Raw genomic sequence first — 25,090 nt, forward strand, 5'->3', positions numbered from 1 at the left:
AGAAAAGTTTCGTTTGACTTGATCTCAATATGATCGTTGCATCCCAACTGCACAAACGAGACGTTTTACAGCTACACACAAGAAATTCTTATCTGACTATGCCAGATCGCCTGCCCCCGCTGACCGCCTTGCGCGCCTTTGATGCCGCCGCGCGGCACATGTCTTTTGCCAGGGCAGCCGAAGAGTTGAATGTCACACCGGCGGCGCTGTCCTTTCAGATCAAATCGCTGGAAGAGCATCTGGGGCAACCGGTTTTCCGGCGCCTGAACCGCGCTGTGGAACTGACCGAGGCCGGACGAACCCTGGCCCCCGGCACCGCTGACGGGTTCACTGCACTGCAGACGGCCTGGCAAGCCGCCCGGCGATTGCAGGACAACACCACGCTCACGGTTGCCGCGGGTCCTGCCCTGACCGCAAAATGGCTGGCCCCAAGGCTTTATGATTTCGCCAAGGCGTATCCCGAAATCAATCTACGTATCTCGACCTCGCTGCATCTGGTTGATTTGCATCGCGATGACGTCGATGTGGCAATCCGTTTCGGCTACGGGAGCTATGATGACCTTTATGCGGTGCATGCGCGCAAAGAGTGGTTAACCCCGGCAATGACACCCGACCTTGCCGAGCAGTTTCCCACCCCGGAAAGCCTTGTTGATGCTCCGCTTGTCGTTAACGATTATGACAACTTTTTTGACCCTCCCTGCGACTGGCCAGCCTGGTTTCGTGCTATCGGGATCAAGAGGTTCGAGCCCAGCGGCATGCGGTTTTCCAACGTTGAGCATTCCATCGACGCTGCCTGCGCCGGGGTCGGTGTCCTGCTGGGGCGCAGACCCCTGCTCATCAAGGATGTGCTGGAAGGCCGTCTGGTGACACCGTTCAAGATCGCCATTGAAACAGAGGCCCGGTTTTCATTTCTTTGCCTCCCCGGGGCAGAAAAACGGCCGCAGATCGCGGCGTTCCGGGATTGGTATCTGGCGGAAATCGAAAAGACCGCAGGTATTTGGGGCAAGATTGACCTCATTCCCGTCAAGGATGTTCCGCCCGCATGACCAAGCCCCGCGCCACCGCCATTGGATTCATTGCCGTCCTGCTCTGGTCGTTGTTGGCGCTTTTCACGGTGGGTTCGGCCCCCACTCCGCCGCTGTTGATGAACGCGGTCTGTTTCTCCATCGGCGGCGCGCTGGGTCTGATCTGGACCGGGGTTACGGGTGGTTTCGGCAGGTTGCGCACGGTGCCACCAAAGGTCTTTCTGTTCGGCGCTATCGGGCTGTTTGGCTATCACGCGCTGTATTTCTCGGCCCTGCGGCTGGCGCCTGCGGCTCAGGCGGGGCTGATCGCGTATCTCTGGCCCCTGCTGATCGTTCTGTTTTCCGGCCTGCTGCCCGGTGAGAAACTACGCACCGGTCATCTGTTGGGTGCGCTGATCGGCTTTGCCGGTGCGGCGTTGATCATCGCAAGCGGGACCGGGTCGGGGTTTCAGACCGAATATCTGGCGGGCTATGGGCTGGCTTTGCTTTGTGCGCTCACATGGTCGGGATATTCGGTCCTGTCGCGGCGGGTGGGCGACACGCCGACCAGTTCGGTTGCCGTGTTCTGCGTGATCACCGCCGTCGCGTCCTGGATCCTGCATTTCGCGCTAGAGGAAACGGTCTGGCCGCAGACCACAATCAGCTGGCTCTCACTCGTGGCGCTTGGCCTCGGCCCTGTTGGGCTGGCCTTCTACGTCTGGGATATCGGGATCAAACGCGGCGACATACAACTGCTCGGCACAAGCTCATACGCTGCGCCGATCTTGTCGACCGCCGTCCTGGTGTTGACCGGGATTGCCGAGCCGACATGGGCCCTGGCAATCGCGGCCGCATTGGTCACTGGCGGAGCCCTGATCGCGGCCCGCGCCAGCCTGTCCGGTTAGGCGGACAGACGCTCAATCTCTTCCTTGAGCTTGAGTTTCTTTTTCTTCAGTTGAGACAGGTGGAGCCCGTCACTTCCCGGTGCACGTTGCGCTTCTTCGACTTCATGACTGAGATGCTCATGCTTCTTCTTCAGTTCGGTCAGGTGCGCACTCAGGCTCATAGCAATCCTCCTCTGAATAAGTTGCCGACCGATATGAGCATATCTATTCGCGTCTGTCACGCTGCATGCGCACGGTTTTTGTCGGGAATTTTCGGAATTCGCCAAACTCCGCCTATGACCAGCAAAGTGCGCCGCCATTGCGCAGCACGTCCTGTATTTCGGGCCGATAGCTTTCACTGTCGCGCTCATGACGCGTCCCGGCATGCAGAATCAGCGGCGCATGCAGGCGAAAGTCGGCTTTTCCGCCTTTGCGCGCGCGCAGAATGACCAGATCAGGCGCCCGCCCGATGCGTGGCGCTAGCGGCAGAACTTCAAGCGATCCCAACCGATTGAAACAGGCAGAGATCATCTCCGGCAAGCGCTCAACCCGTTGAATCATATGCAGATATCCGCGCGGACGCAAACGGCGCGCGGCGGTGTCGAACCACCAATCCAGCGGCGTCTCCTCCCCCAGCGCCTTGCGACGCCCCGAGTCTAAGGCTGGGCTGTGCGCGCCACCGCGAAAATAGGGCGGGTTGGCGAGGACATGATCGAACTGAGTGTCGCGCAGCGGCGCAGACAGGTTAGCCAAATCTCCTGCAACCACATCCAGAACGTAACCGTTATGCGCGGCATTGCGACGCGCCAATGCCGCATAGGCGGGCTGAATTTCGACGCCAGAAAGCGCAAGATCGGGCACGCGGGCGGCCAGCGAAAGAATCGCGGCCCCGGCCCCGCATCCCAGTTCCAGAATCCGTTGACCGGGCCGGGCCGGAACGCTGGCCGCCAGAAACACCGGGTCGACACCGGCGCGATAGCCCTTTTTCGGCTGGAAAAGATGCAATCGCCCGCCCAGAAAGGCATCGCAGCTTAAGTCCTGTTCAGTGAATTCAGTCATTTCCCCAGCGGGATATCATTGTCCTGCATCACCCGGATCGCGCGGTCATAATCATCCTGCCGCACCATCATACGACGCGGGAAAATACCTATGCCACCTTCGAGGATGCTCATATTTACGTCCATCTGAAAGCAGTCTATACCCTCGCCTTCAAGAAGGGCGGTTGCGAATGCCATGATGGTCGGATCGGTGCTGCGCAGAAGCTCTTTCATGGGGCAGGATGTAAGGGCAAGGTGGGACCAATGTCGAGCCTTGCAACGGGAGTGTGATGGACAGCGCCACGATCTCGAAACCGCATGAGCGGTTGGCCGAATTGCTTGAAACCGAGATGGAGGGGGTGAATACCCTGATCCGGGCGCGGATGGCGTCGCGCCATGCGCCGCGAATTCCCGAGGTCACCGCGCATCTGGTCGAGGCAGGCGGCAAGCGTTTGCGCCCGATGCTGACACTGGCAGCGGCGCGGCTGTTTGAGTATCCCGGCGATCACCACATCAAGCTGGCCGCAACGGTCGAATTCATCCATACAGCGACCCTTCTGCATGATGATGTAGTCGACGAAAGCGGTCAACGGCGCGGGCGTCCGACCGCCAATCTGCTCTGGGACAACAAAAGCTCGGTTCTGGTGGGCGATTACCTGTTCGCGCGCAGTTTCCAGTTGATGGTGGAAACCGAGTCGTTGCGGGTTCTGGACATTCTGGCCAATGCCGCCGCTACCATTGCCGAGGGCGAAGTGTTGCAGATGACCGCAGCCAGCAATCTGGCCACCGACGAAGAGGTCTATCTGCAGGTGGTGCGCGGCAAGACTGCCGCGCTGTTCTCAGCCGCGACCGAGGTGGGCGGCGTGATCTCTGGTGCGTCACCGGCGCAGATACAGGCACTCTTCGAATTTGGCGATGCGCTCGGCGTAGCCTTTCAGATTGCCGATGACCTGCTGGATTATCAGGGCGATGCCAAGACCACCGGCAAGAATGTCGGTGACGACTTCCGTGAGCGCAAGCTGACCCTGCCGGTGATCAAGGCCGTGGCGCAAGCCACAGAGGACGAGCACGCCTTCTGGCAACGCACAATCGAGCGGGGCCGTCAGAATGAGGGCGATCTGGAACAGGCGCTTGCTTTGATGGACAAATACGGCACGCTGGAGGCGACGCGCGCAGATGCCAACCGCTGGGCGGACAAGGCCCGCACGGCGCTTCAAGCCCTGCCGGAACATGAGATCCGCACACTGCTGTCCGATCTGACCGACTACGTGGTCTCGCGCCTCAATTAAGCGCAACCGCGCGGCACCACCAATGAGGGTGCGCCGCACCGATTTCGTAAGCGGCAAAATGGGCGGCTTTCATGGTGGGGTAGAGCGCAAAGCAGCTTGATCCCGAGCCGGACATGCGCGCCAGCAAGGCATTGGTGGTCGCGCCAAGTGCGTCAAGGACACGCGCAATCTCGGGTGCCACGCCGATGGCCGGGGTTTCCAGATCGTTGCGTAGATCACCAAGCCACATTGCGCAGTCCTGAGGCGTTTCAAACTCGGGCATGTCGACAGGCATTGCCGGGTTCGCGCGTGAGGCAAGGGCAGCGAATACCGAGCCAGTCGGTACCGGTACCCCCGGATTGATCAATACCGCTGGCAGCGATGGCACTCTGACGGGTGTGATCCGTTCGCCAATTCCCTGCATGCGCGCGGCTTTTGCCGCCACACAGACGGGCACATCCGCCCCCAGTAACAGAGGCAATTCGTCCGGGATATCCACTCCTTGTTCGGACAAGACCCGCAAGGTCGCGGCCGCATCCGAGGAGCCGCCCCCGATCCCCGCACCATGGGGCAGAACCTTGTTCAAGCGCACGGAACCCGTCCAGCCGACAGCCTGCGCCGCCTGCCAGATCAGGTTGCGATCATCTGCAGGAACACCCTCGGCATGTTCGCCGGTGACATCGATGGACATTCCCGGTCCAGCGGCAAACTCCAGATGATCGCCGATATCCGCAAATACGACCAGAGAATCCAGCAAGTGATAGCCGTCGTCTCGCTGGCCGGTCACATGCAGGGTCAGGTTGATCTTGGCTGGCGCAAAGGTCCTAACCGTCATTGGCCACTTGCAGCGGTTCAGCGCCCTCTTCGGACAGGACCGCGTCCAGACCGACCTCGATCTTGCGCCGAATGCGGTCAGGGTCGGCCTCACCGTCGGTCTCTTCGGGGTTGATGAAGGACAGTGCCCGCTTCCACTGGAACTCTGCCTCGCGCGTGCGCCCCACGGCCCAGTACACATCGCCCAGATGATCGTTGACCACCGGGTCGATGGGCATCAGTTCCACCGCCTGTTCCATATGGCCCACCGCTTCGTCATAGCGGCCTAAGCGGAACAGAACCCAGCCCAGACTGTCGACGATATAGCCACTGTCGGGGCGGCCCGCCACGGCGCGCTGGATCATGTCCAGCGCCTCGTCCAGCTTGATCTGCTTTTCGACCAGCGAATAGCCGAGATAGTTCAGCACTTGTGGTTGATCGGGGTTCAATTCCAGCGCCTTGCGGAAATCCGCTTCAGCCTCGTCCCAGTGATCAAGCCTCTCATGCGAGATACCGCGCGCATAAAGAACAAACCACAGTCCGGGATTATCCGATGCGGTCAACTCCAGCGAGCGGTCATAGGCCGATACGGCGGCTTCGTACTTCTCTTCCTGCCGCAGCAGGTCGCCCAGGGATGAAAACACCATCGGCTGATCGGGATAGTCGAGCGAGAGTTGTTCCAGCACTTCGATCGCCGCATCCGGTTTGGCCGAACGCCGCAGCGCTTCGGCCCGGCCAAGCTCGGCTGCGTGGTGGTCGGGGCTGCTTGCCGGGACCTGTTTGTAGAGATCAATCGCCAGATTGAGCTGACCCAGATCTTCAAGCAATTCGGCAGACAAGAGCAGAGCGTCGATATGATCGGGGCGCAGATAGCTGGCGGTGCGGATATATATCAGCGAGTAGTTGTCCGCCGCCTCGCCGTTAAGCGCCGCGCCGATGGTAAAGAAGACCTCTGCCATGCCTTCCTTGGCATTGCGCGCCTTCGAAAATGGCAGCCGCTCGCCGGCCTCCAAACGCTCGATCACGTCATCCAGACCGGGATCGGTGCGCGAGCCAAAGACCTCACCCATCATCGCCAGTGCGTCGTCGTTGCGGTCAAGTTGCGACAGAATCTCGGCCCGCGCGATGGCGGCACGGCGCGAAATGGTGGTCAACTGCCCGTCATTGGCCGCGAACAGCGCCTCTGCTCCTTCGAAATCTCCGACCGAAGCAAGCGCCAGCGCCTTGTGGTAGAGCGCAAACCCCTGCAAGCCGTCCTGCGCCGCAACCGCGTCAAATTGCTCCAACGCCTTGGCGGCGGCACCGGTTCCCAGATGCGCCCAACCCGCCAGCAAGCCGTCGATCAGCGGGCCAACACCCAGCTTTTCCGGATCGCGCGCCAGCAGCGCGTCATAATCTTCATCTGCGATCAGGCCGGCAACAGCGGCCATATGCGCGGCCTGGCTGCGCAGGCCCGCCTCTTCAAGCTGCTGCGCCACCGGCAGCGCGCCGTCGATATCGCCAATCGCAAGCCTGGACTGGACAACCCGTTCCATCAACGCGGGGTTGTTCGCGTCTTCGGACAGGGCGCGGGCATAGTAGCGCGCGGCAACCTCGAAGTCGCTGGTATAAACCGCCTGACGCCCGGCAAGGTAAGCACCCGCGCCGGAATCGGCCATGACGCCCTGGGATGTCATCAGGGTCAGCGCGATGGCGGCACATGCCGCCGGTCGAAGGAAGGAATACACGAAACCGCCTGCCTTTTATCATTGCTCGGCAGTCAAGCTAAGGATTCGCATGGCAAGAGGCAATGGCGCAAGCCTCACGACTGCGCCATTATCAGTGTCACGCCGAAGTGCTGCCTTTCTATTGCTTAACGACTGGACCGGCCCGCGCAGAGTGCGGCGGGTTTACTCTTATAGGCAAATCAATGCGATAGACCCTAATATTATGATCGGAAACAGAACCAAAAGCGCAAGATCGTACCGCACGGATTTTCTGATCACATGGTCGGGATAGTCATAGCTCCAACGACGAGTTTCTGCACACCGAGCCAAATCGTCCAATGTGATGGGCTGAAACGGAATAACCTGCCCATCTCTCGCGATCGGCAAAAGTCGGCGAAAAAACGGAGGTTCGTCGGCGATGTAATGAAACTCCCAGCGAAACTCTGAGAAATCAACGCCGAATTTCGCTCCGAAGTCATCCAAAAACTCGCTAGCATCATCGCCAGCCAAACCAAAGGCTCCGAGAAAGTCAGCTTCCTCGGAGCCATTTGAGTCACTGCCTGAATGGACGCTCGCGAGAGCAATAATCTCCTCACGCAGCGCCATAGCAATCACATATTTGGATAATTCGGCCCGTCTCCGCCCTGCGGCGTGACCCAGTTGATGTTCTGGCTCGGGTCCTTGATGTCACAGGTCTTGCAATGCACGCAGTTCTGGAAGTTCACCACAAAGCGCGCGTCCTTGCCGTCCTCTTCGACCACCTCATAAACCCCGGCCGGGCAGTAGCGCTGCGCGGGTTCTGCGAATTTGGGCAGATTGACCGAAAGCGGGATGTTTGGATCGGCCAATTGCAGGTGGCAAGGCTGGCTTTCCTCGTGATTGGTCATCGCAAAAGAGACATTGGTCAACCGGTCGAAGGACAGCTTGCCATCAGGCTTGGGATAATCGATCGGCTTGTGCTTGCTGGCCTCTTCGGTCGCAGCCGCATCGGTCTTGCCATGCTTCAGCGTACCGAACAGCGAGAAGCCCGCCGAATTGGTCCACATATCCAGCCCGCCCAGTGCCAGCGACGGCACAAGGCCCCATTTCGACCACATCGGCTTGACGTTGCGCACCTTCTTGAGGTCCTTGCCGATGGCGCCTTCGCGCACCTCGGTCTCATAGGCCGACAGTTCGTCGCCCGACCGCTCGGCCTTGATCGCGCCAAAGGCTGCCTCAGCCGCCGCTTTGCCGCTCAGCATGGCGTTGTGGTTGCCCTTGATGCGCGGCACGTTGACCATGCCCACCGAACAGCCCAGCAACGCCACACCGGGCGCAACCATCTTGGGCATCGACTGATACCCGCCTTCGGTGATTGCACGCGCGCCATAGGCCACGCGCTTGCCGCCTTCTAGCAGCTCAGCCACCATCGGGTGATGCTTGAAGCGCTGGAATTCCATGTAGGGGAACAGATAGGGGTTCTTGTAGTTCAGGTGCACCACGAAGCCCACATAGACCTGGTTGTTGTCCAGGTGATAGATGAACGAGCCACCTCCGGCATTGCTGCCCAGCGGCCAGCCCATCGTGTGGGTCACGGTGCCCGGCTTGTGCTTGGCCGGGTCGATTTCCCAGATTTCCTTCATGCCGACGCCGAATTTCTGCGGCTCTTTTCCGGCTTGCAGATCATATTTCGCGATCACTTCCTTGCTGAGCGAGCCGCGCACGCCTTCGCCCAGGAAGACATATTTGCCGTGCAGTTCCATACCCGGCTCATAACCCGGCCCCGGCGTGCCGTCGGGGTTCTTGCCAAACTCACCGGCAACCACGCCCTTCACTTCGCCATTGTCACCATAGACAATTTCCGAGCACGCCATGCCGGGGAAGATCTCGACGCCCATCTCTTCGGCCTGCTCGGCCATCCAGCGGCAGACATTGCCCATCGAGACAATGTAGTTGCCGTGATTGTTCATCAGCGGCGGCATTGGCCAGTTGGGGACGCGCAGCTTGCCCGCCTCGCCCAGCATATAGAAGTTGTCTTCTTTGACCGGCACGTTCAGCGGCGCGCCTTTTTCCTTCCAGTCGGGGATCAGCGCATCCAGGCCGCAGGGATCAAGCACAGCGCCGGACAGGATATGCGCGCCCACCTCAGAACCTTTTTCCAGGACAACGACATCCAGGTCCGCATCCAGCTGTTTCAGACGTATCGCCGCCGACAAGCCCGCAGGGCCTGCACCGACGATCACCACGTCATATTCCATCGCTTCGCGTTCAATCTCGGCCATCGCGGGCTCCTTGGTTCCTGTCCGAACTCGCCCTTCGGGCGCAACTTTGTTTCGAGGCTGATTACCTGCTGAACGACCTTCGGGTCAATCAGAACACGGCGTAACACCGCTGCAATGCGGCAAAATCAGACATCAGGGCGGTCCCCGAGCAAATATCTAGGTCCGCTGCCCTTTGCTTTTGCCGTGTCATCGGGATTGTAGAGCTTGCATTTGGGCAGGCTCAGGCAGCCGCAGCCGATGCAGCCATCCAGATTGTCCCGCAATCGCAGCAACGTGTCGATTCGCGCATCCAGATGCTCGCGCAACAATTCCCCGATCCGCGCCCAATCTTTCGGCGTGGGGGTGCGATTGTTGGGCAGGCCGGCCAGAACCTCGCGAATATCGGGCAAGGACAACCCGAATTGTTGTGCGATCATGATGAAGCTGAGCCTGCGGATATCGGCCCGCTGATAACGGCGCTGCCCGCCCGCATTGCGCCAGGGCTTCAGCAAGCCCTGCGCCTCGTAATAGCGAATGGCCGACACCGCCAGCCCCGTACGCCCGGCAAGCGCGCCGATCGGCAAGCCTTCTGATACCGCCATCTGATCCTCCAAAAAATACCTTGACCTAAAGTTAAGTTTAGAAATTAGAGTGGACCGTGGCAATGACATTTTCCGGAGAACGCAGATGACCGCCACGCTTGAACATACCAATTTCACCGTCGCCGACCCCAAAGCCACCGCCGCGTGGCTGGAGTCCGTGTTCGGTTGGAAAATCCGCTGGGAGGGCGCCGCGATGGATAGCGGCTACACGGTGCATATCGGCACCGGGTCCAGCTATCTGGCGCTCTATACCCCGCCCAGCGCGTCGCTCTCAGCCGAGCGCAGCTATGACGTGATCGGCGGGCTGAACCATCTGGGCATCGTCGTGGACGACCTGGACGCCATCGAGGCGCGCGTTATCGACGCAGGCTTCACGCCAAAATCCCATGCCGATTACGAGCCGGGAAAGCGGTTCTATTTCGACGATGACAACGGCATCGAGTTCGAAGTTGTGTCCTACAGATAGGCTGCAATCCGCCCGTAGCCGGGCATTGAACCCTTGCAATCCACCCCCGCTTTGGGTCAGGTAAACGACGACCCTTCCTGTCGCCCCGGCGCTTTGCGCGACGGGGCGACTCAATTTGTAGCGTGCGGGCAAGACGACCATGGAAAAAATCCCGATGACACCAGCCGGGTTCGCCGCGCTGGAAACCGAACTCAAGCAGCTCAAATCTGTCGAGCGTCCGGCCATCATCAAAGCCATCGCCGAAGCCCGCGAGCATGGCGACCTTTCGGAGAATGCCGAATACCATTCCGCCCGCGAAAAGCAGTCCTTTATCGAGGGCCGCATCAAGGAGCTTGAGGGCGTACTGTCGCTTGCCGACGTCATCGACCCGGCCAAGCTGAGCGGCGCGATCAAGTTCGGCGCAACGGTCACGCTGGTCGATGAAGACACCGACGAGGAAAAGACCTGGCAGATCGTCGGCGAGCACGAGGCCAATATCGAGGCCGGCCTGCTCAACATCAAATCGCCCATTGCCCGTGCCCTGATCGGCAAGGAAGAGGGCGACAGTGTCGAGGTCCGCACCCCGGGCGGCGAGCGGTCCTACGAGGTTCTCAAAGTCGCCTACGCCTGACGGAGCGATGCCATGACCGGCAAGAAACCCGGCGCCAAAACGTCACGCCCGACCCAGTTGGGAATCTATGACCGCCCTCCGGCGCGGCCTTCGATTTCCGGGATCGAGATCGCCGCTCTGGCGCTCAGCCTCGCGTGGCTGACGATCTCGGTGATCTTCTTTGTGGTCGTGCCCGTGGACGACACCAATTCCGGCGGTGTCAGCATGTTTGTCACCATGCTGGCGATTTTCATGCCAGTTGCGATGATCTGGGTCGCCGCGATGGCCGCACGGGCCAGCCGGGTGATGCGCGAGGAAAGCCAGCGCCTGCAAGCCGCCATTGACGCCATCCGCAACGCCTATGTCAGCCAGCAGCAAAACGCCGCGATCAGTTCCGAGCCGTCGGTGACCCGCAAGCTGGATGAAATCGTCAAGACCGCGAAGAAAACCGAAACCACGCTGGCCACCTTCTCGACCAAACGACGGGGCTCGGATCAGCCAAGCCCGGAACCCGCAGCCGAGCCCACACCGGCGGAGACCGACGAGCAGGCCACATTGGCCCTGGGAAATGCGCCCGAAGACATGGCACCGCCTATGCCGCGCGGGGATTTCATCCACGCGCTGAACTTTCCTGAAAGCGCCGACGACACGGCTGGATTCTCCGCGCTCCGGCGCGCCTTGAAGAACCGCCAATCGGCGCAGCTGATCCAGGCGGCGCAGGATGTTCTGACCCTGCTCAGCCAGGAAGGCATTTATATGGACGATTTGCGCCCCGACATGGCCCGCCCCGAGATCTGGCGGCAATTCGCACAGGGCGCGCGCGGCCGCGCAGTGGCGTCGCTGGGCGGCGTGCGTGATCGCTCGTCTCTGGCGCTGACTTCGGGCCGGATGAAGCAGGACCCGATCTTTCGCGACGCCGCGCATCACTTCCTGCGCCGGTTCGATCAGATGTTCACTGAATTTGAGCAGGATGCGAGCGATGCGGAAATCTCGGCGCTGAGCGAAACGCGAACCGCGCGGGCCTTCATGCTGCTGGGTCGGGTCGCGGGGACCTTCGACTAAGGGCCAAAGCTGGCATATGGGATGTATCGCACCGCGTCACCCGGCCTGATGTGGCAGGCGCCATCCCCCAGTTCGACAAGTCCCTCGGCCCAGCTTAGCCCACTGATCCGACCGGACCCTTCCGAAGCGAAGACCTCGACCCGGCCCTCCCGAACCCGGGCGCGCAGATATTCGCGGCGGCCCGGTTTCTTGCGCTTTTCAAACGCGGCGGGCAGGTCATAGCCCTGCGGGTCCGGCCACCCTGCCCCGGCCAAGAGTGCCAGCGCCGGTCGGGCAAAGATCAGCGTGCAGACCATCGCCGCGACAGGATTTCCAGGTAGCCCAAAGACCGGCTTATCCTGCCAAAGCCCCAGCGCCAGAGGCCGCCCCGGTTTGATCGCGATACGCCATTCCTGCATCGCGCCTGCGTCGCGCAACAGCGCCGACATATGATCCTCATCCCCGTCCGACGCGCCGCCACTGGTCAGGATCGCATCCGCCGCCTGCGCGGCCGCGTCCAAACGCTGTCGCAGCGCCGCGCGATCATCGCCAACCCGGCCTATATCCACCGGCTCAAACCCGAAGGCGCGTAGCGCGGCCAGCAGCATGGGGCGATTGGCGTCATAGATTCCGTCCCGCCCGGCATCTTCGCCGGGATCGGTCAATTCATCGCCCGTGGAAAGCACCGCCACTTTCAGCGTCTTCCGCACGCGCAGACGGGCGATCCCGACAGCGGTGACCAGTGCAAGATCGGCGGCACTCAGCACTCGACCTGCCTCCAGCACTATATCGCCCTGCACCACATCCTCGCCTGCCTGCCGCGCATTCGCACCCGGTTTGAGCGGCCCGTTCAGCGCGATCCGGTCCGGTTGGACCGTGACATCCTCCTGCAGAGCGATGGTGTCGACCCCTTCGGGTAGGGTGGCTCCGGTCAAGACGCGGATGGCATGGCCCGCAGGAACCGCCCCTGCAAACGCCGCGCCTGCGGCAGCGCGACCTTCGACCAGAGGCAGCACATGCGCGCCCTCGGGCAAGCCGCCCCAAAACCCATAGCCATCAACCGCCGTATTGGCCTGTGGCGGGTTGGACCGCAGAGCGATGCAATCTTCGGCCAGAACGCGACCCATTGCGTCCATCACCGGGACCTCTTCGATGCTGGTGACCGCGCGCAAGCGGTCACGCAACAGCGCCAGAGCGTCGTCGACCGGCGTCCAACTCACCCCGGCAGGCAGCGCGAAACAATCGTTGCGCAACGGCGGTGGCGTTATCGTGCTCTGGTTCTGATCCACACCCAATATCCACCCCTCTTCCGGTGCCTCCACGGTCAACCGGCGCGTCAACTCTTCGGCTGGCAACCCTGCCAAGTCACGCGCGACATGTTCGACCTGCCACGCATCCCTGATCCGATCCGCCGGAGACGCGCCCAGCGTCAATGAGGGCCAGATTTCGACAAAGGCAACGGGTTTGTCCAGCGCCTCGAACGGCCAAGCGGCGATTTGTCCGGCGAAGCGGTGGCGCAACCGGGTCAGAACCGGCAGCCCCATCATCACCTGGCCGCCAACCGCCCCGGCCCCTGACATCTGCCAGCAGGTGAAACTGCCCTTCGCCAGATGTTCGACCGCACGGCGGTCCGGGAACGGGTTCTGATACCCGGTTTTGTTACGCGGCAGACCCGCGATATCGCGCTTCAGGCCATTGCCCCAGAACGGCCCCACCCCGCCAAAGCGGCGGTTGATCTGCCCCGCCAGATCAAAGCGGTTGTTGTGTTCCGGCGTGTCCTCGATGTGGTCCGCGAACCACTCCCAAAGAGTCAGCGGATCATCCGTGCCGGTGATCGAGCGCGCAAAACCCGCCGGGTAGCCAAAGGGGAAGTCAAATCCCAGCATCAGGCGGCGACCGGCTGCCAGCTCCGTTTCGATCAAATCGCCAAGCCATGCCTCTGCCAGGACACGGTTGCGCAGATAGACGGGTGCCTCGCAAGCACCAGCCCGGAGGATACAGGCCCAGATCGCATCCTTTCGTGGCCTGGGTCCGGTGTCGTTGCCGCCTGACCAGTCGACCATCGCAATGGTCTGGAACGGTGTCACAACCCGACCTCGGAGAGGATGAAATCGGCGATCCTGCCTGTGTCGTCCAGATCAAAGACCGGGCGGTCGATCTCCAAAGCGCAATCGCTTGCCACCGCCCGGATGGCGGGATCATTTGGCGCGATCAATGCATGTCCTGCCTCGGCCCTGAACGCCTCGATCTTGGGGTGCGGTTCGCGCTTGTAGCCCTCGATCAGCACCAGATCGACCGGGGAGAGGCGACCCAGCAAGTCCGACAGCGGCGGCTCGGGCGCGCCACGCAGCTCCTGCATCAATGCCACGCGATGGGCCGAAGCCAGCAGCACTTCCTGCGCGCCTGCCACACGATGCCGGTAGCTGTCGCGCCCGGGCTTGTCCACATCGAACGCATGATGGGCGTGTTTGACGGTAGAGACAGAATGGCCCCGGCCAGTGATCTCGGCCACCAACCGCTCCATCAGCCCCGTCTTTCCGGCATTTTTCCAGCCGGTCACGCCATAGATCTTCATCCGCGCTCCAGCATCTGTTCGGCCCGCGCCAAATCCTCGGGCGTGTTGACATTGAAGAAGGGATCGACGCTGCCGGTCTCAAACAGCGCCTCGCGGCCCTGATGCGCCTCGGTCCAGAGCACAACCTTGCGCAAGCCCCCCGCCAGCGCCGCGCGCAGATCGTCGCGCAGGGCAACTGGCCACAGCCCGAAGGTGGGTTGCCGCGCAATGCCCCGTTTCGGGTCGGGCGTCGCTGCGAGTGCCAGCGGATGGTGCATCCCCTCCGCCGCCAACAGCAGGCGGGGCACCAGATCGCAGGGAAAGAAAGGCGTGTCCGCCGCCGCTGTTACAATCGTCTCCGCGCCCTGTTCGGCGGCCCAATCGAGCCCCGCCAACACCCCTGCCAACGGCCCCGCGAACCCCTCAATGCTATCGGCAAGGATGGGCAGGCCCAGCTTGGCAAACCGCGCCGGATCGCCATTGGCGTTCAGGGCCAGCCCGCTGACCTGCGGGTCCAGCCGATCAATCACCCGATCCAGCAGAGTTGTGCCGCCCAAGGATAACAGCCCCTTGTCGCCACCGCCCATGCGTGTGGCCAGCCCTCCGGCCAGAATGACGCCGAGCGGCTGTTTCATGATATTGCGTCCCCTGGCATCACTGCGCACTCTTGCGACGGTGTTTCTTGTCCTCGATCGGCACGGTGGCGGGATCAACGTCGCGCACCAATCTTTCCTCACCCGCAAGGCAGACAAAGCGCCGCCCGCGCATGCGTCCGATCAGGGTCAGGCCCAGCTCGCGGGCGATCTCGACCCCCCAGGCGGTGAAGCCGGAGCGTGAGGCAAGCGCCGGGATGCCCATCATCGCGGTCTTGATCACCATTTCCGAGGTCAGCCGCCCGGTGGTGTAGAGGATCTTGTCATCTGCCTGCACACCCTCGGACAGCATCCATCCAGCGATCTTGTCGACAGCATTATGCCGCCCGACATCTTCCATATAAACCAGCGCGCGGTTCTCCTTGCACAGAACTGTGCCGTGGATGGCCCCGGCCTCAAGGTAGAGCGACGGGGTACGGTTAATCTTGGACGCCAGTTCATAGAGCCACGAGGTGCGGACGGTGGTCTGCGGCAGGCTGATCCCCTCCAGCCCCTCCATCATATCACCGAATACGGTGCCGACCGCGCAACCACTGGTGCGGGTCTTTTTCTTGAGCTTGTCCTCGTAAGAGGTTTCACGCTGCGTCCTCACCACCACGGTCTCAAGCTCTTCGTCGAACTCGACCCCGGTGATCTCATCATCCTCCAGCAACATGCCCTGATTGCGCAGAAACCCCAGCGCCAGATAGTCGGGGTAATCACCGATGGTCATCGCGGTGACGATCTCTTGCGCGTTGAGGAAGATAGTCAAAGGTCGTTCCTCGACCACCGAGATAACCTCGGCTGAACCGTTCTGATCGACGCCTTCAACCGAGCGCGTAAGGCGGGCCGCCTTGGGGTCGGGGGCGATTATATAGTCCGAGACACTGTCCGATCTGGCCAATTGCAACCCTTTCGCAAGCCCGTTACTCCGGTGTTGGCCAACTTAGGATCGGATCATGGCAATCACCACCACGAAATCCTACTACTGGAGAGGTTTCCTCGATGGGTCGCCCTTTCTGCTGATGGCGCTCCCGTTCGGCATGCTCTTTGGCGTGTTGGCGACCGAGGCGGGCCTGAGCGTGGTGCAGACCATGTCATTCTCGGCCGCTGTCTTCGCCGGGGCGGCGCAGTTCACCGCGCTGCACCTGCTGAATGACAACGCCCCCACGATTGTGGCGATCCTGTCCGCCTTGGCCGTCAATCTGCGGGTGGCGATGTATTCGGCCTCGCTGACGCCCTATCTGGGTGCTGCACCGCTCTGGCAGCGGGTGTTTGCGGCCTATTTCACGATTGACCAGAGCTATGCCTGTTCAATGATGCAATTCGAAAAAGAGCCCAGGATGAGCGTGTCGGAGCGTCTTCGCTACTTCTTTGGCGTCGTGTCCCCGCTGACCCCCGCCTGGCTGGTGGCCACCTATCTGGGTGCGGTGGTCGGCACGCGCATTCCCGAAAGCTGGGGGCTGGATTTCGCGCTGCCGATCACCTTTCTGGCCATGATCGGCCCGATGCTGAGAACCCCGGCACATGTGGTCGCCGCGCTGGTCGCCATTGTTGTCGCATTGCTGACCACCACGGTGCCCTTCAACCTCGGCCTGCTGATCGCGGGCTGCGCCGGGATGATGGCGGGCGCGCGCTGCGAGTTGATCCTTGACCGGCGGAGGGCCGCGGCATGAAAAATCTCGACCCGACCACGATCTGGATCGTGATCGCCAGCCTTGCGGTCGGCAGCTTTGCGCTGCGGTTCGTGTTCATCGGTTTTGTTGGTGGGCGCACCATGCCGGACTGGCTGCTGCGACACCTGCGCTACACTGCGGCTGCAATCATCCCGGCCATGGTGGCGCCGCTGGTGGTCTGGCCCAGTGCCACGGATGGCAAGCCGGACCTCGCCCATATGAGCGCTGCATTCATGGCGCTGGAAGTTGGCTATATCACCAAGAACGTGATCTTCGGGATCGTCGCCGGGGCCGCCACGCTCTACGGGCTACTCTATCTGGCGAACTGACGCCTAACCCTGAGCCTGCTGGTTCAGGGCGGTATTTCCGTCGGTCAGGCCCTTTTGCAGGTCCTCATCGTCATTTTCGTAGTAGCGGTCGGTGACCACGCCCGGAATTTGCTCGAACTGCTCCTGCAGTTTGACAGGCTGATAGACCACATCAATCTGTTCAAACCCCGGCACCTGCTTGAGAAGGCGCGCGGTGGCGTTTGAGCAGAACGCGCCCATCACCCGACCGTTCTGTTTGGCAAGTTGCAGCGCGATCTCGGCCTGTTCCGGCGTCACTTCCACCCGTTGGCGCACCACATGATAGGTGCTGCGCGCATGGGCACCGCGATAGGCCTGCTCAACCGCAGGCGTAATCCCATAGAGCACGTCATTATATTCCGGCACGATATCAGCGTGAAATGATCCGGCCGGATCGAAAATCACCCGCTCGCTGCCATTGATCAGCAACGATGAATGACCGCCGCCGCCGGTCCGGTTGTTCACCATCGTGTAAAGGGTCAGATAGGCTGGCCCCGCATCACGGTAAGACACCGCCGCAATGGTTTGCGGATCGGCATTGGGCGCGCTTTGGGTGCAGCCGACAAGTGTCAGCGCAACGGCGCAGGCCAGAAGCGGGCGGAACAAGGGGAAATCCAGCGTGATCAGGTGGCGAAAACGGCCAGGAACACCAGGATCCCGAGAATCGCGACAACGGTCCAGGTGGTGAACTTGACGAAACCGTCAAAGGTCGAGATCTGTTCCTTGATGTCCATTTCGCCGTGCTTATGGTCTGCCATGGGTCACTATCCTATTCGCGTTTTAACAGGTGGATACTGGATTCGCGGGCCCATGTCACCACGTCAATCGCGCGCAGGGCTGGTCCAGCCGAAGGGATCGCAGGACGGATAGCCATAGCCCCAGCGCCACGGCAGGCCAGAGCATGGCCCGCCACCAAACCGCACCGCAAGAAACATCGCCCCCGCGATATTTGCGTAGGCCTGCCGCACGGTGTTCCGCGAGACATCATATCGATCGGCGAGCGCCTGTTCCTGCTCGGCCCCGGTGGCAACCACACAGGCGCGCAGGGCCTGATCGGCGACCAGCCGTGCCTCATAGCTCTGATCTGCCTCTTGCGTACCTGAAGCATCGTGATAGGCGCGGTCATGGGTGACGCAGCAATCCTCCCATGGCGGGGCACCGTCGAAGCTCTCCTCGAAATCGGGGAAGGTTTCGGCGACCAGTTCCCACGAACTGGACAAACCGCCGGAACAACCATCGGTTTCGAACGGGCGCAGCTCGGCCGTTGCGCGAAGCGCCATCAACGTGCGATGCGCAGGCATTTCCAGCGCTTTGCCGACGTCCTGCGCGGAGGCGGGCAGCGCCAGAAGGCAGAAACCGAGGACGAGATTACGGGCTGTTGTCACGATAGCTGCCCTGTGTAAGATCGACGCCCATTTCCTCGACAAACCACAAAAGAACCCGCTCACTCGGGCCTAGTTCCTGCCGGATGCGGATCACTTCCTTGGCCAGCGCGGGCTCATCGGTGATCAGCCCGTCCACCCCCAGCGAGATCATCTTGGACATTTCCAGCGGGTCGTTCACCGTCCAGACATAGAAATCCTTGCCCGCCTCCTGCACCGAGCGGATCAGGCCGGGACGCGCCGTTGTGGTGCTGACGGCGACGAAATCGCCCTCCAGCCCCGCCAGATCGCCAACGGCTGTTGCCGCCAGCACGCCGGTGCGCCAATCGGGGCGCAGCGCGCGCATCTTCTGCACCGCTTGGTATTTCAATGACATTGTGGCGATCTGGTCGGCCATGCCCAAATCCTCGACAATGTCGATCACCCGGTTCTCCAGGTCTTCGTCATGACCGTAATATTTCAGCTCGATCAACACGTTGGATTTGCCGCGTGCGGCGGCCAGAACATCGCGCAGGGTAGGCGTGCGCTCTTCCCCATAAGCAGGATCGAACCAGCTGCCGATATCGATCTCGTCCAGATCGGCCATGGTGGCGTCCCAGATTTTCAGATCGACGCCGGACAGCTTCATGTAATCGCTGTCATGCATGACCACGACCACGCCATCTGCCGTTTCCTGCACATCGATCTCGACCCAGTCGGCCTGATCCTCGATGGCTTTCTGCACCGACGCCATGGTGTTTTCCGGACGCAGACCCGCAGCCCCGCGATGGGCGATCACCGCGACCGGCTTGTCATCCTGCACCCGCGCCAGAACCGAATTGCCGACCCAGCCGCCCGCAACCACAGCCAGCACCGACAGACAGGCCGCCAAGATCAGACGACCCCTTAGACCCGCCTGCCCCTGATGCGGTTTCAGATGCACCGGATGATCCAGATATCCGTCCAGCAGCACCGCCAGCGCCCCCAGCGCCGTGGCCGCCAGCACAAGGCCCAGCACCGCCCAGAGGACAACCACCGCCATGCTCAGTCGCAATACAAGGGTCAGCCCACCCCCCTCAGGCACCGGCATAATACCCAGCGCTGCGCCTGCCAGCGCGGCGATCAGTACGGCAATCGCGGCCCGCAGGGCCAGCCACAGCGCCAGCCGCAGCTTGAGTGCGGTCTGCTTGCCCTGCATCAAGGATACGCTCACCGCAAAGGACGCCTTGGGGCGCATATCTTCGAACAGCACCATGTGAAGCGCCAAGGCCCAGCCCGACAGCCGCCGGATCAGAACCCAGGCCATGACAAGGACCACCAGACCAATCAGACCGGCAGCTATCAGAAACGAGGGCGGCTTGAAGGTCAGGTAGTAGTTGATGTCATATTCCGTCAGGGCCCACCACGCGATGAACCCGGCAATAGCGGCAAACGGCACCACCAGCAGCAGCACCCGCAGCACCAGCCGCAGCGCAAATTCGAGCAGCCGCATCAGCTTGCCCAAGACAAGCCGCAGCGCCACCGACCCCGCCTGCCAGAGATTGCCGGTCTCGACCCGCAAGCAGGCGGTCATGACGGCAAAACCCAGAATCTCGGCCACCAGCACAATGCTCAGAACAACGACACCAACAACGAACCCCACCGGCGAGAGCAGGAAGAGCGCAATGTCCTGATCGGTCAGCGCCGATTGATGAGACAGCGACACCGCAAGGTTGATGGCAAGGGCCACGCCCGGCGCAATCAGGGCAACAGTCAACAGGCGGAGAACCACATAAAGCGGCACAAAGATGCGCCGCCTTTCCCAGGCGTCGCGATACGCCCGCACCACTGCGGTCAAATGCGCCATATCTGTCCCTCCGTCCGTTTGCCCTCATAGAATCGGTCAACGGCCCGGAGGGCAAGCGAAACCGCTCAGCCCGTGTTGTTTTCCAGATCAGCAGCCAGCCGGAAACCGATGCGATTGGCCGGTTCTTCTTCGGACGGGATCGGCAGCGCCCGCAGCATCACGTTCAGCTGGCTTACGTGCTGGACCAGCTGGGTTTTTGCGCCGCTCCCATCACTGCCGTAGAACGTGACGATATCGGGGTCGTAATAGCCCATGCCCTCGATCCGCAGCACGCCGGCATCGCCGCCGGTAAAGCCCATGGCAACCTCGTGCCTGGCATCGAGCTGTTTCTCGAAATTACGGATATAGATGATCAACCGCTCATAGGCCCATTGCGCCGGGCTTTTCTTATGCGCGGGTTCCGGCACCGGGTGCGGTCCCTGATCCATCCGCGCGGGGCTTTTGGGATCGGCATGCACCTCGTGGCAGCGCGGCAGCGCATCGCTTTCGATTGCTTCTGCAGCCGTCTCGATCTGGTCACCCATGCTTTACCCCTTGCACTGATAGAGCCAGGCGCCATCGGCCCGGCGGTCACGTTCGACCTCTCCAATGTGGTAAAGATGGTTGAGATGCGCAACTGCTTCGACCAGGGCCAGCCCATACTCGCCCTCGCCGATCTTGCGTTTGAACAGCGGCAGGAAACAGTCCGAGGCTGGTTTCGGCACATCCAGATGGTCCTTGAGCCGGTCCAGCGCGCTGTGATGATTGTCAACCAATTGCCGCATGCGGAAGGGCAACCCGGTGAAGGGCAGCTTGTGCCCGCCCAGCGCCAGATGTCCGGGCTGTGCAAGGCCCGAGAGCCGCTCGCAGCTTTCCAGCCATTCCGCCAGCGGGTCAGCCATCGGCTCGGTCGGGTAAACGCCGATATTGGGGCTGATGGAACTGAGGATCTGATCTCCGGTGAGTACCAGATCGCCGTCTTTGCTCCACAATGTCGCGTGTTCCGGTGCGTGGCCGTTGCCTGTATGGACCTCCCAGTCGCGCCCGCCAATGCGGATCTGGCTGCCCTGCTTGATCCGGGTAAAACCCAGCGGCATGGGATAAACCATATCGGCAAAGTTGAAGGGCCGCTGCGCCATGCGCGTCTCAAGGATTTCAGATGCCATCCCGGCGCTGCGGTAGAAATCCAGTGTCTCTTCGGGCCAGACCTCCTGCACATCCAGAGTCAGCATCCGGGCAAACAACCAGGAAGTGCGGGTGGTGACCAGTTCGGCGCCGAACTCGCTCTGGAACCAGCCTGCATTGCCAATGTGGTCGGGATGGTGATGGGTGACCAGAACCCGCCGTACGGGCTTGCCCGCCAGTGGCCCGTCAATCAGCCCCTGCCAGATCGCGCGGGTTTTTTTCGACGAAAAGCCGGTATCAACCAGCGTCCAGCCATCGCCGTCATCCAGCGCATAGACATTCACATGATCCAGCTTCATCGGCAATGGCAGGCGCATCCACAAGACGCCCTCCGCCACCTCGATTGTCTCCCCCGGCGCGGGCGGCTCGGGCCAGGGGTAACGGATACCGGTTTGGGGCGTGCCGTCCATCAGGCAGCCAGATCGTCGGCGCTGAGCGCAAAGAGGTCAGCCGCCCCGTTTTGCGCCTGCACCAGCAGACCGGAATATTCCGGCAGCAGCGCGTGGATGTAGAACCGTGCCAGCTTGGCTCGCGGTCCCTCGGGCTCGGCCAGTGCCGCAACCAGATGGTAATGCGCGCCCAGCACCCGGGCAAAGGCCCGCAGATAGGGCAGCGCGCCCGCAAAGCGGTCGTTCATATCGCCCTGAGCGACCAGCCACTCGGTGGTTTCACGCAGCGATTCCGTGGCCTCCCAGACTGGCTCTGCCAGTTCCGGCAGGGTGGCACGGGCCTGTTCGGCGTGATCTTCGATCTCGTCCAGCAAGTGCGCCGCCGCCTCGCCACCATCCATCATCTTGCGACCCACCAAGTCCATCGCCTGAATGCCGCTGGTCCCCTCATAGATCGCTGTCACGCGCACATCGCGATAGAATTGCGCCGCGCCGGTTTCCTCGATAAAGCCCATGCCGCCATGAACCTGAACGCCGGTCTCCGCCACGCGGATGCCCGTTTCAGTGCCGAAGGTCTTGGCAATCGGCGTCAGGAAGGCCGCCCGGGCGATCCAGTTCGCATCACCGGTGGCGTGGCCCATGTCGATGGCACCGGCACAGGCCAGCAGAATGGCCCGCGCAGCGAACGTGTCGGCGCGCATCTCCATCAGCATGCGGCGCACATCGGCATGATCGAGGATGGTTCCGGTTGGCGCGCTGCGCCCCTGCTTGCGTTCCTGCGCATAGGCCAGCGCGTGCTGATAGGCCCCTTCGGCGATGCCGACACCCTGCCCGCCAACACCCAGACGCGCGTTGTTCATCATGGTGAACATGGCCGCCATGCCCTTATGCGGCTCACCCACCAGCCAGCCCTTGGCGCCATCATACTGCATTACGCAGGTCGGCGATCCGTGCAGGCCCAGCTTGTGCTCCAGCGAGACCACTTTCAGCGTGTTGGCCACACCAGCTGCGCCGTCTTCATCGGGCAGGTTGCGCGGAACCAGAAACAGCGAAATCCCCTTGGTGCCCGGCGCGGCATCGGGCAGGCGCGCCAGCACGAGATGGCAGACATTATCGGTAAAGTCGTTATCGCCCCAGCTGATGAAGATCTTCTGACCGGTCACCGCATATGTACCGTCATCGTTCGGCTCGGCCCGCGAGCTGAGCGCGCCAACATCTGATCCGGCCTGCGGTTCGGTCAGGTTCATGGTTCCGACCCATTCGCCGGAAATCAGCTTTGGCAGATAGAGTGCCTTGAGCGCGTCGCTGGCGTGGTGTTCCAGCGCCTCGATCTGGCCTTGCGTCATCAATGGTGCGATCTGCAGCGACAGGCAGGCCGCGCTCATCATCTCGTTCACCGCCGTGGTGACCGCCATCGGCAAGCCCATGCCACCGAATTCGGGATCGCTGCTCATGCCGACCCAACCGCCTTCGGCAATTGCCTGCCAGCCATCACCAAACCCCGGAGACGTGCGCACCACGCCGTTTTCCAGCACTGCCGGGTGCAGATCGCCGACGCGGCGCAGCGGCTCCAGCACATCCCGGCACATCTTTCCGGCCTCATTCAGGATGGCGGAAACGACATCACGATCAGCATCGCCAAACCGATCAGTGGCGGTGATCCCGCCCAGATCCGCAACGTTGTAAAGCAGGAATTCGTAATCAGAGAGCGGTGCTGTATAGGACATGGGAACCTCGGTCACGGAAGGCGTGTCTGCCAAGCTGGCAGGGCAACGCCTGAGTCAATTCTGTATTGAACTTGGTTTTGTAAATAACTAACCGGCACCCTATTGCAAGCAACCTGAACGCGGCGTCACCGACAATGATGGGCAAAAAAACCGAACGTCTGAGCGCCGCACCCGACGATATCACGCGGGCGGCACGGATTTTGAGCACCGGCGGTCTGGTCGCCTTCCCGACCGAGACGGTCTACGGGCTGGGCGGCGACGCCCGCGATGATCGCGCCGTGGCCGCGATCTATGAGGCCAAGGGACGGCCAAGCTTCAACCCGCTGATTGCGCATCTGCCCTCGGTTGAAGCCGCAAGGCGCTATGTGGCTTGGTCCGATCAGGCCGAAGCGCTTGCGCAGGCCTTCTGGCCCGGACCGCTGACGCTGGTTCTGCCCTTGCGCGATGGGCATGGCATATCGTCTCTGGTCACTGCCGGGCTCGACACGCTTGCGGTGCGGGTGCCCGCGCATCCGGCAGCACGCGCGTTGCTGAGCGCCTTCGATGGCCCGGTTGCAGCGCCCTCGGCCAACCCCTCGGGTCGGATCAGCCCGACTACGGCAGCACATGTCAGCGCCGGGCTTGATGGGCGCATCGACGCCATACTGGATGACGGCCCCTGTACGGTCGGGCTGGAATCGACGATTCTGGGACTGTTCGAGCACCCCGCTTTGCTGCGCCCCGGCGGCGTCAGCGCCGAAGAGATCACGCAGGTGCTTGGCTCCGCCCCGCAGGTCCATGACGGCGCCAAGAAAATCACCGCGCCGGGTCAGTTGCAGTCGCATTATGCGCCCGCCTCCAGCGTCCGACTTAACGCGTCTGAACGGCGGGGCAATGAGGTCTTGCTGGGATTTGGCGATATGGCGTGCGATCTGAACCTGTCGCAATCAGGTGATCTGGTTGAGGCAGCGTCTCGGCTTTTTGCAGCGCTGCATGCGCTTGACCGGACCGGCCGTCCGATTGCGGTGGCCCCGATCCCGCAGGAGGGGCTGGGCGCGGCGATCAACGACCGGCTTGGCCGGGCCGCAGCACCGCGCGACTCAGGCGTGCCCGGCGCTGGCTGAAAGGGTCAGCGGGTCGATCCCCAGCAGCTTCAGCGCTGCTTCCCATTTGCGGTCATCGGCAATGTCGAACACCAGGGCCGGGTCGGCCTGAACCGTTAGCCAGCCGTTTTCGCCAATCTCGCTTTCCAATTGCCCCGGCCCCCAGCCCGAATAGCCCAGCATCAGCAGCCGCTGCGCGGGCCCGGCGCCATTGGCCATGTCCTCGAGAATGTCGAGGGTCGCGGTCATGCTGAACGCGGCATCCACATTCATCGAATGCAGGTTGGCGTCATAGTCGGTGGAATGCAGCACAAAGCCACGCGCGGTTTCGACCGGCCCACCAAACCGCACCGGTGTGTCATTGACAACCGGTATCTTGCAGGGAATGTCCAACTGCGTCAGCAGGGCCGAGACGCGCAGGTCGGCAGGCTTGTTCACGATCAGGCCCATCGCCCCATCTTCGCCATGACTGCAGATATAGACAACCGAGTGTTCAAAGCGCGGATCGCCCATGCCCGGCATGGCGATCAGAAGCTGTCCGGTAAGGTCCATCATGTTCCGGCAAATCTCCTTACTGTAACAACAATGGCCCCGCCTGCTGCCGGACGCAAGAGCAGCGGCACGCATGGGTTGAAAATACCCACGTTAACCTTAACGTGAGT

General features: G+C 61.8%; 29 protein-coding genes. 9 read left to right on the forward strand and 20 right to left on the reverse strand.

The genetic code is table 11. From position 1 onward, the window contains the following. Nucleotides 1-98 precede the first annotated feature (98 nt). Both AB1E34_RS03040 and yddG read left to right on the forward strand, forming a co-directional pair. Nucleotides 99-1,046 (forward strand): transcriptional regulator GcvA, encoded by a 948-nt coding sequence (locus AB1E34_RS03040; RefSeq protein WP_372570866.1) that lies wholly within the window; start codon nucleotides 99-101, stop codon nucleotides 1,044-1,046. Beyond that, nucleotides 1,043-1,909, forward strand: coding sequence for an aromatic amino acid exporter YddG (gene yddG, locus AB1E34_RS03045; RefSeq protein WP_372570867.1), 867 nt, complete (start codon nucleotides 1,043-1,045; stop codon nucleotides 1,907-1,909). Before AB1E34_RS03040 ends, yddG begins: the two co-directional genes overlap by 4 nt. Here the strand turns inward: yddG and AB1E34_RS03050 are convergent. The 3 genes from AB1E34_RS03050 to AB1E34_RS03060 form a co-directional block, all read right to left on the reverse strand. Then, nucleotides 1,906-2,070: a YdcH family protein gene (locus AB1E34_RS03050; RefSeq protein WP_306196709.1), complete on the reverse strand. Its 165-nt coding sequence runs from the start codon at nucleotides 2,068-2,070 to the stop codon at nucleotides 1,906-1,908. The genes yddG and AB1E34_RS03050 overlap by 4 nt on opposite strands. Before the next feature lie 112 nt (nucleotides 2,071-2,182). Further along, nucleotides 2,183-2,947: a tRNA1(Val) (adenine(37)-N6)-methyltransferase gene (locus tag AB1E34_RS03055; protein ID WP_372570868.1), complete on the reverse strand. Its 765-nt coding sequence runs from the start codon at nucleotides 2,945-2,947 to the stop codon at nucleotides 2,183-2,185. After that, nucleotides 2,944-3,159, reverse strand: coding sequence for a putative signal transducing protein (locus tag AB1E34_RS03060; RefSeq protein ID WP_306196713.1), 216 nt, complete (start codon nucleotides 3,157-3,159; stop codon nucleotides 2,944-2,946). Before AB1E34_RS03060 ends, AB1E34_RS03055 begins: the two co-directional genes overlap by 4 nt. A 56-nt stretch (nucleotides 3,160-3,215) precedes the next feature. Between AB1E34_RS03060 and AB1E34_RS03065 the strand changes: the two genes are divergently transcribed. Beyond that, nucleotides 3,216-4,214, forward strand: coding sequence for a polyprenyl synthetase family protein (locus tag AB1E34_RS03065; protein WP_372570869.1), 999 nt, complete (start codon nucleotides 3,216-3,218; stop codon nucleotides 4,212-4,214). Here the strand turns inward: AB1E34_RS03065 and AB1E34_RS03070 are convergent. The 5 genes from AB1E34_RS03070 to soxR form a co-directional block, all read right to left on the reverse strand. Continuing rightward, nucleotides 4,207-5,028, reverse strand: a complete 822-nt coding sequence (locus AB1E34_RS03070; protein WP_372570870.1) for a 4-(cytidine 5'-diphospho)-2-C-methyl-D-erythritol kinase — start codon at nucleotides 5,026-5,028, stop codon at nucleotides 4,207-4,209. The two genes, AB1E34_RS03065 and AB1E34_RS03070, sit on opposite strands and share 8 nt — an antisense overlap. Further along, nucleotides 5,018-6,682 carry a tetratricopeptide repeat protein gene (locus AB1E34_RS03075; protein WP_372571097.1) on the reverse strand — a complete coding sequence of 555 codons (1,665 nt, stop codon included), beginning with the start codon at nucleotides 6,680-6,682 and terminating at the stop codon, nucleotides 5,018-5,020. The genes AB1E34_RS03070 and AB1E34_RS03075 overlap by 11 nt, the downstream gene beginning before the upstream one ends. Nucleotides 6,683-6,901: 219 nt before the next feature. Next, nucleotides 6,902-7,318: a DUF1493 family protein gene (locus AB1E34_RS03080; RefSeq protein WP_372570871.1), complete on the reverse strand. Its 417-nt coding sequence runs from the start codon at nucleotides 7,316-7,318 to the stop codon at nucleotides 6,902-6,904. Nucleotides 7,319-7,323: 5 nt separating this feature from the next. Next, the gene (locus AB1E34_RS03085) at nucleotides 7,324-8,973 is read right to left on the reverse strand and encodes an electron transfer flavoprotein-ubiquinone oxidoreductase (RefSeq protein ID WP_372570872.1); all 1,650 of its coding nucleotides are present in this window, start codon (nucleotides 8,971-8,973) and stop codon (nucleotides 7,324-7,326) included. Nucleotides 8,974-9,098: 125 nt separating this feature from the next. Further along, nucleotides 9,099-9,554 (reverse strand): redox-sensitive transcriptional activator SoxR, encoded by a 456-nt coding sequence (gene soxR / locus AB1E34_RS03090; RefSeq protein WP_372570873.1) that lies wholly within the window; start codon nucleotides 9,552-9,554, stop codon nucleotides 9,099-9,101. A gap of 85 nt (nucleotides 9,555-9,639) precedes the next feature. Between soxR and AB1E34_RS03095 the strand changes: the two genes are divergently transcribed. From AB1E34_RS03095 to AB1E34_RS03105, 3 genes are all read left to right on the forward strand, one after another. Continuing rightward, nucleotides 9,640-10,020, forward strand: a complete 381-nt coding sequence (locus AB1E34_RS03095; protein WP_372570874.1) for a VOC family protein — start codon at nucleotides 9,640-9,642, stop codon at nucleotides 10,018-10,020. A 139-nt stretch (nucleotides 10,021-10,159) separates the two neighbouring features. Further along, nucleotides 10,160-10,630, forward strand: coding sequence for a transcription elongation factor GreA (greA, locus tag AB1E34_RS03100; RefSeq protein ID WP_372570875.1), 471 nt, complete (start codon nucleotides 10,160-10,162; stop codon nucleotides 10,628-10,630). A 12-nt stretch (nucleotides 10,631-10,642) separates the two neighbouring features. Then, nucleotides 10,643-11,671 carry a hypothetical protein gene (locus tag AB1E34_RS03105; protein ID WP_372570876.1) on the forward strand — a complete coding sequence of 343 codons (1,029 nt, stop codon included), beginning with the start codon at nucleotides 10,643-10,645 and terminating at the stop codon, nucleotides 11,669-11,671. Here the strand turns inward: AB1E34_RS03105 and AB1E34_RS03110 are convergent. The 4 genes from AB1E34_RS03110 to AB1E34_RS03125 are packed head-to-tail and all read right to left on the reverse strand — an operon-like array spanning nucleotide 11,668 to nucleotide 15,746. Further along, the gene (locus AB1E34_RS03110) at nucleotides 11,668-13,737 is read right to left on the reverse strand and encodes a molybdopterin-binding protein (protein ID WP_372570877.1); all 2,070 of its coding nucleotides are present in this window, start codon (nucleotides 13,735-13,737) and stop codon (nucleotides 11,668-11,670) included. The genes AB1E34_RS03105 and AB1E34_RS03110 overlap by 4 nt on opposite strands. Beyond that, nucleotides 13,734-14,225: a molybdopterin-guanine dinucleotide biosynthesis protein B gene (mobB, locus tag AB1E34_RS03115; RefSeq protein WP_372570878.1), complete on the reverse strand. Its 492-nt coding sequence runs from the start codon at nucleotides 14,223-14,225 to the stop codon at nucleotides 13,734-13,736. The genes AB1E34_RS03110 and mobB overlap by 4 nt, the downstream gene beginning before the upstream one ends. Next, entirely contained in the window at nucleotides 14,222-14,839 is a 618-nt protein-coding gene (gene mobA, locus AB1E34_RS03120) for a molybdenum cofactor guanylyltransferase MobA (protein ID WP_372570879.1), read from the reverse strand. Before mobA ends, mobB begins: the two co-directional genes overlap by 4 nt. Before the next feature lie 19 nt (nucleotides 14,840-14,858). Further along, nucleotides 14,859-15,746, reverse strand: coding sequence for a formate dehydrogenase accessory sulfurtransferase FdhD (locus AB1E34_RS03125; protein ID WP_372570880.1), 888 nt, complete (start codon nucleotides 15,744-15,746; stop codon nucleotides 14,859-14,861). Nucleotides 15,747-15,795: 49 nt separating this feature from the next. On the opposite strand from AB1E34_RS03125, the gene AB1E34_RS03130 reads away from it, so the two are divergent. Continuing rightward, the gene (locus AB1E34_RS03130; RefSeq protein ID WP_372570881.1) at nucleotides 15,796-16,512 is read left to right on the forward strand and encodes an AzlC family ABC transporter permease; all 717 of its coding nucleotides are present in this window, start codon (nucleotides 15,796-15,798) and stop codon (nucleotides 16,510-16,512) included. After that, nucleotides 16,509-16,841, forward strand: coding sequence for a branched-chain amino acid transport AzlD family protein (locus AB1E34_RS03135; RefSeq protein ID WP_372570882.1), 333 nt, complete (start codon nucleotides 16,509-16,511; stop codon nucleotides 16,839-16,841). The genes AB1E34_RS03130 and AB1E34_RS03135 overlap by 4 nt, the downstream gene beginning before the upstream one ends. Nucleotides 16,842-16,844: 3 nt before the next feature. Here AB1E34_RS03135 and AB1E34_RS03140 read toward each other — a convergent pair whose 3' ends face one another. From AB1E34_RS03140 to AB1E34_RS03170, 7 genes are all read right to left on the reverse strand, one after another. Next, entirely contained in the window at nucleotides 16,845-17,465 is a 621-nt protein-coding gene (locus AB1E34_RS03140) for a hypothetical protein (RefSeq protein ID WP_372570883.1), read from the reverse strand. Between the two features lie 17 nt (nucleotides 17,466-17,482). Then, the gene (locus tag AB1E34_RS03145; RefSeq protein WP_306196738.1) at nucleotides 17,483-17,617 is read right to left on the reverse strand and encodes an aa3-type cytochrome c oxidase subunit IV; all 135 of its coding nucleotides are present in this window, start codon (nucleotides 17,615-17,617) and stop codon (nucleotides 17,483-17,485) included. A gap of 63 nt (nucleotides 17,618-17,680) precedes the next feature. Beyond that, nucleotides 17,681-18,244 (reverse strand): hypothetical protein, encoded by a 564-nt coding sequence (locus tag AB1E34_RS03150; protein WP_372570884.1) that lies wholly within the window; start codon nucleotides 18,242-18,244, stop codon nucleotides 17,681-17,683. Continuing rightward, nucleotides 18,228-20,066, reverse strand: coding sequence for a glycerophosphodiester phosphodiesterase (locus tag AB1E34_RS03155; RefSeq protein WP_372570885.1), 1,839 nt, complete (start codon nucleotides 20,064-20,066; stop codon nucleotides 18,228-18,230). Before AB1E34_RS03155 ends, AB1E34_RS03150 begins: the two co-directional genes overlap by 17 nt. Nucleotides 20,067-20,131: 65 nt before the next feature. Further along, nucleotides 20,132-20,590 carry a DUF6173 family protein gene (locus AB1E34_RS03160; protein ID WP_372570886.1) on the reverse strand — a complete coding sequence of 153 codons (459 nt, stop codon included), beginning with the start codon at nucleotides 20,588-20,590 and terminating at the stop codon, nucleotides 20,132-20,134. 3 nt (nucleotides 20,591-20,593) lie between these two features. Then, nucleotides 20,594-21,640, reverse strand: a complete 1,047-nt coding sequence (locus AB1E34_RS03165) for an MBL fold metallo-hydrolase (RefSeq protein WP_372570887.1) — start codon at nucleotides 21,638-21,640, stop codon at nucleotides 20,594-20,596. After that, the gene (locus AB1E34_RS03170; RefSeq protein ID WP_372570888.1) at nucleotides 21,640-23,346 is read right to left on the reverse strand and encodes an acyl-CoA dehydrogenase; all 1,707 of its coding nucleotides are present in this window, start codon (nucleotides 23,344-23,346) and stop codon (nucleotides 21,640-21,642) included. The genes AB1E34_RS03165 and AB1E34_RS03170 overlap by 1 nt, the downstream gene beginning before the upstream one ends. Before the next feature lie 134 nt (nucleotides 23,347-23,480). Between AB1E34_RS03170 and AB1E34_RS03175 the strand changes: the two genes are divergently transcribed. Continuing rightward, on the forward strand, nucleotides 23,481-24,449 hold the full coding sequence (locus tag AB1E34_RS03175; protein ID WP_372570889.1) for an L-threonylcarbamoyladenylate synthase: 969 nt from the start codon (nucleotides 23,481-23,483) through the stop codon (nucleotides 24,447-24,449). Here the strand turns inward: AB1E34_RS03175 and AB1E34_RS03180 are convergent. Continuing rightward, nucleotides 24,426-24,980, reverse strand: coding sequence for a YqgE/AlgH family protein (locus tag AB1E34_RS03180; RefSeq protein ID WP_372571098.1), 555 nt, complete (start codon nucleotides 24,978-24,980; stop codon nucleotides 24,426-24,428). The genes AB1E34_RS03175 and AB1E34_RS03180 overlap by 24 nt on opposite strands. Between the last annotated feature and the right edge of the window lie 110 nt (nucleotides 24,981-25,090).

Source organism: Ruegeria jejuensis, assembly GCF_041537905.1.
Taxonomy (GTDB): Bacteria; Pseudomonadota; Alphaproteobacteria; order Rhodobacterales; family Rhodobacteraceae; genus Ruegeria_C.

Coding starts and splice junctions, on each gene's coding strand:
- AB1E34_RS03085 (WP_372570872.1), bottom strand. CDS start 8,973: ATGGCCGAGATTGAACGCGAAGCGATGGAATATGACGTGGTGATCGTC.
- AB1E34_RS03180 (WP_372571098.1), bottom strand. CDS start 24,980: ATGGACCTTACCGGACAGCTTCTGATCGCCATGCCGGGCATGGGCGAT.
- AB1E34_RS03105 (WP_372570876.1), top strand. CDS start 10,643: ATGACCGGCAAGAAACCCGGCGCCAAAACGTCACGCCCGACCCAGTTG.
- AB1E34_RS03070 (WP_372570870.1), bottom strand. CDS start 5,028: ATGACGGTTAGGACCTTTGCGCCAGCCAAGATCAACCTGACCCTGCAT.
- AB1E34_RS03050 (WP_306196709.1), bottom strand. CDS start 2,070: ATGAGCCTGAGTGCGCACCTGACCGAACTGAAGAAGAAGCATGAGCAT.
- AB1E34_RS03170 (WP_372570888.1), bottom strand. CDS start 23,346: ATGTCCTATACAGCACCGCTCTCTGATTACGAATTCCTGCTTTACAAC.
- AB1E34_RS03145 (WP_306196738.1), bottom strand. CDS start 17,617: ATGGCAGACCATAAGCACGGCGAAATGGACATCAAGGAACAGATCTCG.
- mobA (WP_372570879.1), bottom strand. CDS start 14,839: ATGAAACAGCCGCTCGGCGTCATTCTGGCCGGAGGGCTGGCCACACGC.
- AB1E34_RS03080 (WP_372570871.1), bottom strand. CDS start 7,318: ATGGCGCTGCGTGAGGAGATTATTGCTCTCGCGAGCGTCCATTCAGGC.
- AB1E34_RS03095 (WP_372570874.1), top strand. CDS start 9,640: ATGACCGCCACGCTTGAACATACCAATTTCACCGTCGCCGACCCCAAA.
- soxR (WP_372570873.1), bottom strand. CDS start 9,554: ATGGCGGTATCAGAAGGCTTGCCGATCGGCGCGCTTGCCGGGCGTACG.
- AB1E34_RS03075 (WP_372571097.1), bottom strand. CDS start 6,682: ATGACATCCCAGGGCGTCATGGCCGATTCCGGCGCGGGTGCTTACCTT.
- greA (WP_372570875.1), top strand. CDS start 10,160: ATGGAAAAAATCCCGATGACACCAGCCGGGTTCGCCGCGCTGGAAACC.
- yddG (WP_372570867.1), top strand. CDS start 1,043: ATGACCAAGCCCCGCGCCACCGCCATTGGATTCATTGCCGTCCTGCTC.
- AB1E34_RS03160 (WP_372570886.1), bottom strand. CDS start 20,590: ATGGGTGACCAGATCGAGACGGCTGCAGAAGCAATCGAAAGCGATGCG.
- AB1E34_RS03060 (WP_306196713.1), bottom strand. CDS start 3,159: ATGAAAGAGCTTCTGCGCAGCACCGATCCGACCATCATGGCATTCGCA.
- mobB (WP_372570878.1), bottom strand. CDS start 14,225: ATGAAGATCTATGGCGTGACCGGCTGGAAAAATGCCGGAAAGACGGGG.
- AB1E34_RS03055 (WP_372570868.1), bottom strand. CDS start 2,947: ATGACTGAATTCACTGAACAGGACTTAAGCTGCGATGCCTTTCTGGGC.
- AB1E34_RS03155 (WP_372570885.1), bottom strand. CDS start 20,066: ATGGCGCATTTGACCGCAGTGGTGCGGGCGTATCGCGACGCCTGGGAA.
- AB1E34_RS03130 (WP_372570881.1), top strand. CDS start 15,796: ATGGCAATCACCACCACGAAATCCTACTACTGGAGAGGTTTCCTCGAT.
- AB1E34_RS03175 (WP_372570889.1), top strand. CDS start 23,481: ATGATGGGCAAAAAAACCGAACGTCTGAGCGCCGCACCCGACGATATC.
- AB1E34_RS03135 (WP_372570882.1), top strand. CDS start 16,509: ATGAAAAATCTCGACCCGACCACGATCTGGATCGTGATCGCCAGCCTT.
- AB1E34_RS03165 (WP_372570887.1), bottom strand. CDS start 21,640: ATGGACGGCACGCCCCAAACCGGTATCCGTTACCCCTGGCCCGAGCCG.
- AB1E34_RS03065 (WP_372570869.1), top strand. CDS start 3,216: ATGGACAGCGCCACGATCTCGAAACCGCATGAGCGGTTGGCCGAATTG.
- AB1E34_RS03040 (WP_372570866.1), top strand. CDS start 99: ATGCCAGATCGCCTGCCCCCGCTGACCGCCTTGCGCGCCTTTGATGCC.